The following is a 9,247-nucleotide window of genomic DNA, read 5'->3' on the forward strand; positions in this document are numbered from 1 at the left end:
AATGGTTTGACGGAAAATTAGTTGTATGCATGTTCATTGGCTTGGATCAAGAAGCCGCAAAGAAATATTTTTATTAAATATTTGTTTGTTCCAAAAATACCTTTTAAATTTGCGGCGATTAAGCGGGTGAGTAAAAGATGATTTCTTTCTTCTGTTTCCGTCCGTTTACGGCTTTCCTCTCCGAAAGTCCACATAATGTTTCACGACTTCTTTTTCCGCGATGGTAGAGAAGTGTTGAGATAAGATGAATGCAGCGTAATTTATTGAGAATAATCGCATTACATAAATTGATCGGTGGCCGTTTCGTTGCTCCGGTGTCCCTAAAGAATATCCTGTTGTGAAGTGTGGAATTGAGAGTCCGCTACTCTCCGGAACAATGATGGTTGAAGATCGTAACGTGCTCCATTGGTTTGCCGTCCGTGTCACCTACAGTCGCGAGTTGGCATTGAAGTCCATACTCGACGCAGAGCACATCGAAAGTTTTATCCCGATGCGTTACATCATGGGGGTGAAGGAGGGTAAGCGTGTCCGTAAGTTGGTGCCTGCCATCCACAACCTCGTCTTTGTCCATTCCACGCGCAAGCGCATCGATGCTCTGAAGGAGGAGCTTGAGTGTCGTCTGCCCATCCGTTTCATCATGAACCGTGAGTTTTGTCGTCCGGTCGTCATTCCCGATGTGCAGATGCGCAGTTTCATCCTCGTGGCAGGTAGTCATGAGGAGGCCATCCTCTATCTCGAACCGACGGAGTTGAACTTGGTGAAAGGCCAGAAGGTCCGCATCACCGACGGTGTGTTCAAAGGGGTGATCGGCGAGTTTGTCCGCATCCGTCACGACCGCCGCGTGGTGGTGAATATCGAAGGTGTCATGGCTGTGGCGACGACGTTCATTCCGCCGCAGCTGGTGGAGAAGGTGGGGGAGTGAGTTTTCTGCTTTTTGAAACACTATTGCTATTCTTAGTTCGATCTTATTCAAATTTCGGAGTTAACAGCAAGGTTTAAGTAGCTTGCGAAGAATCAGTCCATATGAATATATAACGGGATTCTTCTACAAATATAAAAAATTGGATTGGTCGGATAAAATCAGCATTTTACCATATTACTATAATAAAAACAATTCTACCCATATTTACTACTTCATTAAATAGTCTAACTTTAGGCACTTCAGAAAGTTATGTCGTTTTTGAAGACATTTATATTTCGGTGTAGTATATTGGGGATATCTATGTTATGACTGTTACTGCTCGAAATAGTGGAAATATTGTAAAGAATACCTTTATGCTTTATATACGTATGTTACTAATTATGGCAGTAACATTGTATACTTCACGGATAGTGCTTGAAAAGTTAGGTATAGAAGACTTTGGTATTTATAATCTTGTAGCAGGCGTTGTTGTGTTATTTTCATTTATCAATAATGCTATGGCTACCGCAACGCAACGTTTTTTGAATTTTGAATTAGGAAAAGGAAATATTGATGAAGTGAAACGCGTATTTAGCATGAGTATGACTGCACATATCAGTATTGCCTTGTTAGTTCTATTTTTAGCTGAAACGGTTGGATTATGTTTTTTCTATGAGAAAATGAATATTCCAGATGATAGAATGAATGCTTCTCTTTGGTGCTACCATTTTTCTATTCTTATTGCATGTGTTCAAATCATTCGTGTACCCTATAACTCTTGTATAATTGCATATGAAAAAATGGCTTTTTATGCTTATATAAGTATATTAGAAGTACTGTTAAATTTGTTGATAGCTTTTCTTTTGACCGTATCGAATAGTGATAGATTGATTTTGTATTCTATTTTAATGTTTTTAGTAACATTGTTTATTTGTTGTGGATATAAATTTATTTGTAATCGATATTTTGTTATTAGTAAATATACTTTCTTCTGGGACTATGGCTTATATAAAAAAATGATAAGTTTTTCTGGATGGAGTCTTTTAGGAAGTGCTGCAAATGTAGGTGTACAACAAGGATTGAATATTCTATTAAATATATTTTATGGGGTGACTTTAAATGCTGCTATGGGGATCGCTAATCAGGTTAGCCGTGCCGTTTATAATTTTGTCTCTAATTTCCAAATAGCATTTAATCCACAAATTGTAAAATCATATGCTTCTGGAGATTATGCCTATTTTGAACAGTTGGTTTTCAAAGCTTCTAAATTTTCCTATTTTTTATTATTTCTAGTCTCGCTTCCTGTACTACTTAAAAGTGATTTTCTATTGTCTGTTTGGCTAAAAGAAGTACCAGAATATGCTGTGTCTTTTTCTCAGTTAATAATATGCTTTTTGTTAATAGATGCATTGTCTGCACCTCTTTGGACTTCTGCTCAGGCTATAGGTCAAATTCGTAATTATCAATTGTTGATGAGTTGTATCATATTAATGAATTTGCCTTTAAGTTATATTGCGTTGAAATTTGCAGCAAAGCCGGAAACGATATTGATGATTCGTGTAATAATAAATTTTGTTGCATGGATTATTAGATTCTTCTATTTACATAATAAGATAGCTTTCCCCATTGGAAAATATTTGAAAGATGTTTTTGGAATTGTATTGATAATAACAATTTTGTCTATTCCTTTTCCATTGTGGATTAGTCGAATATACACATCTTGGACAGGGTTAATCATAACTTCTTTATGCTCGATTTTTACAACGGTCTTAGTAATTTATTTGATAGGACTAAAAAAAAGTGAAAGAATATATATAGCTAATTTTGTTCAATCTAAACTAAAGTAATTTTTGCTATGCGAGAAAAACTCTTTTTTATGCTAAGATATGGGCATCGTTTTCTTATGGTGTTACAGAATACATTATATTATTATTTGCATTATAATAAAATATTAGTAATAAATGCCTGGATAAAATTATATAAAAATAGGGTGGTTAATGGAAATTGGGGAGATGCTTTGAACTATTTTTTTTTACGAGAAATTGCAAAGAAACCAATTGTTAATTATTCGGATTTGTTACATCGGTATTTTCATATGAAAATAGCAAATGTAATGTGTATAGGTTCTATAGTTGATTGGTCGAGGATTACTAAAGAAAGTGTAATTTGGGGAAGTGGGGCTATGTATGGTAATATCCCCTTGAGTGAAAAACCGATGAAGGTATGTGCTGTAAGAGGACCATTGACACGTGAGTATTTATTATCTCAAGGGGTAGATTGTCCTGAAATATATGGTGATCCTGCTTTATTACTTCCACGTATATATCATCCTGTTGCATCATTGAAGAAACATAAGATCGGTATTATTCCTCATCATTCTGATCTTTCTAATGAGTATATAGCAGAGTTTGTAAAGCGTGAAAAAGAAAAAGTAAAGTTAATAGATTTACGTCACTATTCTGATTGGCATGAAGTTATAGATGCCATTGTTGGGTGTGATTTTATAATATCAAGTTCTTTACATGGCTTAATAGTTTCGGATGCATATAATATACCTAATGTTTGGGTTGAGTTCTCAGATAATGTTGAAGGTAATGGCTTCAAATTTAGGGATTATTTTGCATCTGTGGAGAGAAAGATGTGTGAGCCTCTGCGGATTGAAACTCGTATGAATATGGATGATTTGTTGGCTTATAAAGTCCATTGGAAATCGATTAAATTTAATGCAGAAAAACTGATAGCCGCATGTCCTTTTAAAATAAATATGTAATTACTGTTTGATTAAAAATTAAATTATGATTCCTAAAGTAATTCATTATTGTTGGTTTGGTCGGAATCCTCTTCCTCCATTGGCTGTAAAGTGTATCAAATCTTGGAAGACTTATTTACCAGATTATGAAATAAGAGAATGGAATGAAGATAATTTTGATGTGAATATTATTCCATATACAAAAGAAGCGTATCAGGCAAAAAAATATGCTTTTGTTAGTGACTATGCTCGTTTTTGGATACTTTATAATTATGGTGGTCTGTATTTTGATACAGATGTGGAAGTTATAAAACCGTTGGATGATATTATTGCAAAAGGGGCCTTTATGGGATGCCAACTTGATAAATGGGCTGATAACGAGTTCCCGTCTGTGAATCCAGGACTTGGGCTTGGTGCTGCAGCAGGTAATAGCTTTTATAAAGAAATGCTTGATTTCTATGAACAAATTCATTTTCAAGATGCTGATGGTAATTTGAATTTGAAGACTGTGGTACATTATACTACAGAACAACTTTGTAAACATGGATTGGGAAAGCAAGAGAATGAAGTACAACAAGTAGCTGGCATTGGAATTTATGCGCGAGAATACTTTTGTCCATTGGATGTTTTTCTTCAGATGAATATGACGGATAATTCCCGTACTATTCATCACTTCAGTTCCAGTTGGTTGCCGTGGCATAAACAATTCATAAAAAAAATAAAAAGAGGATTAGGGTATTCTTTTTCAACAAAAATACGTCGTCTTTTTGTTAAGTGTGGTCTTTTAAAGAAATGATTTGGCTAAAGTATATATTGTGACAATATGATTCAAACTAAAAAAGAATTGAAAGAATATTTGAAAGCTGATTTTGATATTCAGGGGATGAAGTATCCTTTATTATCAAGATTAACTTTTGGAGAAAATTATGCAATGTTTTCTTATATAAAAAATTTGCGATATTTAGAGTATTATACAAATAAAAAACAGAATCCTTGGGATAAATTATTCTATTATTACTATTTGGTGAAACATCGTAGAAAGAGTTTGAAATATCAAATAAATATATCACCTAACACTATAGGTAAAGGCTTATTTCTTGTTCATCCAGGGTTTAGAAGAATAGGGGCATATATGAAAATAGGTGATTATTGTACAATTCTTCCTATGGTGCTTATTGGTAAGAAAAGTTCTACGGCTAATACATCTTGTTGCACTATTGGAAATCATTGTTATATAGGGACTGGTGCTATAATCATGGAACCTGTAACTATAGGAAATAATGTAATTATAGCAGCAGGGGCCGTTGTAACAAAAGATATTCCTGATAATGCCGTAGTTGCAGGAAATCCAGCAAAAGTAATCAAAATATTAAATAATGTTGTAGGGGGTAAATAGACATTATCTTCTCTTATATCGTTACTGCATAGTGACTTTATAAATGAAGATATGAATATAGTTCTTTTTACTTCAGTCTTTTTTGATAATATAGGTAATGGTTTTTCGATTTAGGAGCTGAGGTTTGTATAAAGGTAGCATTACCTTTAGGCGGTAATTTTATAAAGATTAGTCAATGCGTTAATTTTGCTGCGTCTATGTCTAAGGGTATGGCTTACGAGAATCTACAGTTTTACGCTGGGTTTGGAAGAATGGTGTTCAGCATTTTGCTAGCAAAATACATGATAGATCATATAAAATGATTCAAACGAAAGATGTGTTTTCCGTTGCTCAAATGGTAAAATTGGATTATTTAATAATACCAGGTTGTGCACTTACTGTACCATTTTTCACTATATATGGAAATTTGTTAGAGAAAAAAGTGCTTGAAGGAACAAAAATTATTTTTTAGGAGCAAGTGGAAGTTATTATACTGACTATGAAATTCGATTTGTTTCTGCTTCTTTAGCAAAAATAAGGCCACATGCAATTTTGACTCGTGATAGTGTTGCCTTTAAGAATTATGCTCGGTTTAGTGATAATTCATATAATGGAATAGATAGTACTTTTTTTGTTAATCGATTGGAACTTCCTAAAATTGCAACTACGATTTCACCATTCGTAGTTCTTAATTTTGATCAACCTAAAAATAAAGTGATAGAACGAACGCTTAATAAACAATTCGAAAATGTTGTTTTTACTAATCATAAACCTTATCCATATTCAAATATAGGAAAATGAAAGGAATAATGGTCTCTGATTATCCTTTAGATTATTTGTGCCTGTATTCAAATGCGGAAATTATATATTCTGATAGAGTTCATGCTTGTATAACAACATTAGCTTTGGGTAATAAAGTTTGTTTATATTCAGATAGTCCTCGAATTGCTTTGTTCGAAAATGTAGGAATTAAAGATATGAATGAAAAGTTAGTCTCTTTACATGGGTTGAATGAGTTGCAGGATAAGCAAATATCATATTTAGCATCAGTATTGGTTTGAAGATGAAAGTATTAATAGTAAATACGGTGCCAACTGAAAAAAATGGCATTACCAATGTAATTTATAACTATTATCGTGCTATTAATAAACAAGATCTATATATAGATTTAGTTACTATTAATACTCCGGAAATTGGATATAAAAATGAATTCCTTCAAAATGGGGGGCATATTTATACCTTAGAGCGAGATTTACGATGTCCTTTATGTTATATAAAGAAGTTAACAGAATTGGCACGTGGATATGATATACTTCATGCTCATGGTAATAGTGCTACTATGGTACTTGAAATGTATGCGGCAAGAAAAGCAGGTGTTCCTGTTAGAATAGCACATAGTCACAATTCTAGTTGTAAATATCGTATTGTTGATAAATTGTGTAGAATACCCTTTTATATATTTTGTAATGCGCGTTTAGCATGCAGTTCTGAAGCTGGTTGTTGGCTGTTTCGAAAGAAGTCTTTTGTTATACTAAATAATGGTATTAATGCAAATGAGTTTCGTTTTGAAGAGACTAAACGTTTGATTGTTAGAAAGAAAATCGGATGGGAAGAGTGCAAGATTATTGGGCATGTCGGAAATTTTTTGAAAGCTAAAAATCACGTGTTTATAATAGACATCTTTCAACAACTCTTTCTTAAGGATTCCACTTTTCGCTTATTGTTGTTAGGTAAAGGAGAAGAAATGGATGAGATTAAAGAAAAGGTCGTTAAAATGAAGTTGGCAGATAAGGTTTGTTTCGTTGGGGCAACGGATTTCGTAACTGATTATTTGTGCGCAATGGATATTGTGGTAATGCCTTCTTTGCACGAAGGACTTCCTTTGACTTTAATAGAAGAACAGGCTAACGGTCTTCCTTGTATAGTATCAGATGTAATTACACGTGAGGCAGATAAGACAGGTTTGTTGGATTTTTATTCTTTGCAGGCTCCAGCATTATCTTGGGCAAATCGAATCTGTAAACTGTTATTGTTAAAGGAGGAAAGAAATAGTCGCTCTTTACGAGCTATAGAATCTATTCAGAAATCCGGATTTGATATTTGTGACCAAGCTAATAAATTGAAACAATTTTATCAATCACAATTAAATTGAAGTCTTACTATTTTTTTATAAAAAATGTCCCCTATTTATTTTGACAATTTTACCTTAATTCTATATATAGTGATAGCTATAATGGGTGGAGGATGTATAGAATTGGCGAATAGCAATAAAAGGATAGTTGAAGGTGGCTTTTCTAAACAGGAATTTCTGTTCTATGGATTATTTGTATTCATTTTTACATTTTTGGCTGTTGTACGTCAAGTTTCGTTTAATATAGGTGGAACTGATGCACAACGATATATTGAAATTTTTGAAAATGTTTTAAAATATCCCGGACGATTTGAAGATCAAGAACAATTATTTCTTTATTTGAATATTGCTGTAAGATTTATAACGGATGAATATCATGTTTATTTTTTATTGGTTTATAGCTTTATAACAATTGCATATACTTGTTTTATAAAGACATTTTGTCCTCCCAAAATATCTTATATTCCATTTCTGTTGCTTTTATGGCCGTATTTGAAAAGTTTTAATACACTGCGTTCTAGTTTGGCTATTGCTTTTTTTCTTATTGGGCTTGTTATGCTGAAAAAAAAGCGAATATATATAAGTATGGCATTGATTATGGCGACTTTCTTTATTCATCGTATGTCTTTATTGTATATTCCTATTCTTCCTTTTTATGGGTTGTTTCATAAGCGTCTTTCCCGAATGAATGGTACATGGATATGTGTTTTTTTGACTGCATATATGTTTTTGGGGTATTGGAGTGCTATTTGGGTACAAGAGTTTATGTTTACAGCACAATTGCTTTTTTCAAGTAGTGATGAATGGTATTTGATGCAATCGTTGGATAGTAGTCTTCTTTCGCGCTGGCCAATGATGTTTCCCTATTTATTATTATTATTAGTGCTTCTCTTTTTTTATAATAAATTGCCCAAAACGGAAGTTTTGAATTATCTTAAAACATTCGTAGTTTTTGATATTTTGATGATGATTCCAAGTCTTATTTTTAATATGTGGAGAGCTAATGAATATCTTTATTTGGCACGATTAATAATGTGGGGAATTTTAATAAACCTTTTCTTACAAAAATTTCATTCTAAATCGAGGCCGTTTTTGCAATTTGGAATATTTATAGGATTCTTATCATGGCTGGTTTTTCGCATTTTTCAAGAGTATGAAGAATTGTCCATTATGCCTTATATCTTTGATTTATTTTAATGGTTATGTAATATGTAAGACTATAGAGTATCAGCTGAAATCCAATTAATTAATAATATCCAGTCTGAGGAATACTTATTCCCTTTCAAATGGGGATGCCATGAATTGAGCATTAATGTATTTTGCTGATATAGTTTGAAAAGAGATAAATTTATGATAGAAAAAATATTTCAAACTTTTTACGACAAACTTCCAAACTCCTTGGAAGATATTATGCCCATTTATGACGGTTGTAAGTTAGTTACTTGTTTGAATGCTTATTATATGGTGAAACTCAAATCAGAAGATTATCATTGGTATGATGAGTTTGACTATATTGCTTCTGATGGTATGGGACCTATTAAGTTGAATAAATTGTGTGGGCACTCTAAATCTGTACGATTGTCTTTTGATCTGTCGGCAATGGCTGGTCCAGTTTTCCAGAACATGATGGCTCATGGAGAATCACTCTATGTATTAGGTGCAAAACCCGGAGAAGTTGATAGATCTGTTGAGACTATAAAGAAGAATTTTGAGGGCATCAAAATTGTAGGATTTCATCATGGATACATTAAAGATTGTAAACAGAAAGTGGTTAAAGAGATTGTTTCTTCTGGTGCGAAAGTGTGTATCATAGGGATGGGTGCCCCTATGCAGGATGAAATGGCAGTATTGTTAAAGCGTGCTGGATTTGCGGGGTCGATATATACTTGTGGTGGTTTTATTCATCAGACACAAGATAATATGGTGTCGTTTCCTAAATGGACAAATAAACTTGGATTGCGCTGGTTATATCGTATTTTCACACAACGCGGAATGTTAAGGAGATTAGTTGAAACTTATCCGAAGTTTATGGTTACTTATATTTGGTTCTTGTTATTTCAAATTATAAAAAAATAGTAGGACTCAATTTGG

The 9,247-nt window shown here is 33.2% G+C and carries 9 protein-coding genes; all 9 read left to right on the forward strand.

Translation table 11 applies throughout. The annotated features are described in order from the left end of the window. The first annotated feature begins 376 nt into the window (after positions 1-376). The 9 genes from QZ323_RS06800 (at position 377) to QZ323_RS06840 (ending at position 9,232) form a co-directional block, all read left to right on the forward strand. Positions 377-922: a UpxY family transcription antiterminator gene (locus QZ323_RS06800; RefSeq protein WP_294633874.1), complete on the forward strand. Its 546-nt coding sequence runs from the start codon at positions 377-379 to the stop codon at positions 920-922. Between the two features lie 380 nt (positions 923-1,302). Continuing rightward, entirely contained in the window at positions 1,303-2,748 is a 1,446-nt protein-coding gene (locus QZ323_RS06805) for a lipopolysaccharide biosynthesis protein (RefSeq protein WP_294633860.1), read from the forward strand. An 8-nt stretch (positions 2,749-2,756) separates the two neighbouring features. Next, the gene (locus QZ323_RS06810) at positions 2,757-3,671 is read left to right on the forward strand and encodes a polysaccharide pyruvyl transferase family protein (protein ID WP_294633861.1); all 915 of its coding nucleotides are present in this window, start codon (positions 2,757-2,759) and stop codon (positions 3,669-3,671) included. Between the two features lie 25 nt (positions 3,672-3,696). After that, positions 3,697-4,446 carry a glycosyltransferase gene (locus tag QZ323_RS06815; protein ID WP_294633862.1) on the forward strand — a complete coding sequence of 250 codons (750 nt, stop codon included), beginning with the start codon at positions 3,697-3,699 and terminating at the stop codon, positions 4,444-4,446. 27 nt (positions 4,447-4,473) lie between these two features. Further along, complete coding sequence (locus QZ323_RS06820; protein WP_294633863.1) at positions 4,474-5,046, forward strand: DapH/DapD/GlmU-related protein; 573 nt, start codon at positions 4,474-4,476, stop codon at positions 5,044-5,046. 776 nt (positions 5,047-5,822) lie between these two features. Then, positions 5,823-6,086: a hypothetical protein gene (locus QZ323_RS06825; protein WP_294633864.1), complete on the forward strand. Its 264-nt coding sequence runs from the start codon at positions 5,823-5,825 to the stop codon at positions 6,084-6,086. A gap of 2 nt (positions 6,087-6,088) precedes the next feature. Continuing rightward, positions 6,089-7,177 (forward strand): glycosyltransferase, encoded by a 1,089-nt coding sequence (locus tag QZ323_RS06830; RefSeq protein ID WP_294633865.1) that lies wholly within the window; start codon positions 6,089-6,091, stop codon positions 7,175-7,177. Positions 7,178-7,246: 69 nt separating this feature from the next. Further along, positions 7,247-8,353 (forward strand): EpsG family protein, encoded by a 1,107-nt coding sequence (locus tag QZ323_RS06835; protein WP_294633866.1) that lies wholly within the window; start codon positions 7,247-7,249, stop codon positions 8,351-8,353. Between the two features lie 153 nt (positions 8,354-8,506). Then, positions 8,507-9,232: a WecB/TagA/CpsF family glycosyltransferase gene (locus QZ323_RS06840; protein ID WP_294633867.1), complete on the forward strand. Its 726-nt coding sequence runs from the start codon at positions 8,507-8,509 to the stop codon at positions 9,230-9,232. Positions 9,233-9,247: the final 15 nt, after the last annotated feature.

It is taken from the genome of uncultured Bacteroides sp. (genome assembly GCF_910585845.1).
In the GTDB taxonomy this organism is placed as follows: domain Bacteria; phylum Bacteroidota; class Bacteroidia; order Bacteroidales; family Bacteroidaceae; genus Bacteroides.

Coding starts and splice junctions, on each gene's coding strand:
- QZ323_RS06810 (WP_294633861.1), top strand. CDS start 2,757: ATGCGAGAAAAACTCTTTTTTATGCTAAGATATGGGCATCGTTTTCTT.
- QZ323_RS06825 (WP_294633864.1), top strand. CDS start 5,823: ATGAAAGGAATAATGGTCTCTGATTATCCTTTAGATTATTTGTGCCTG.
- QZ323_RS06830 (WP_294633865.1), top strand. CDS start 6,089: ATGAAAGTATTAATAGTAAATACGGTGCCAACTGAAAAAAATGGCATT.
- QZ323_RS06820 (WP_294633863.1), top strand. CDS start 4,474: ATGATTCAAACTAAAAAAGAATTGAAAGAATATTTGAAAGCTGATTTT.
- QZ323_RS06840 (WP_294633867.1), top strand. CDS start 8,507: ATGATAGAAAAAATATTTCAAACTTTTTACGACAAACTTCCAAACTCC.
- QZ323_RS06805 (WP_294633860.1), top strand. CDS start 1,303: ATGGCAGTAACATTGTATACTTCACGGATAGTGCTTGAAAAGTTAGGT.
- QZ323_RS06815 (WP_294633862.1), top strand. CDS start 3,697: ATGATTCCTAAAGTAATTCATTATTGTTGGTTTGGTCGGAATCCTCTT.
- QZ323_RS06800 (WP_294633874.1), top strand. CDS start 377: ATGATGGTTGAAGATCGTAACGTGCTCCATTGGTTTGCCGTCCGTGTC.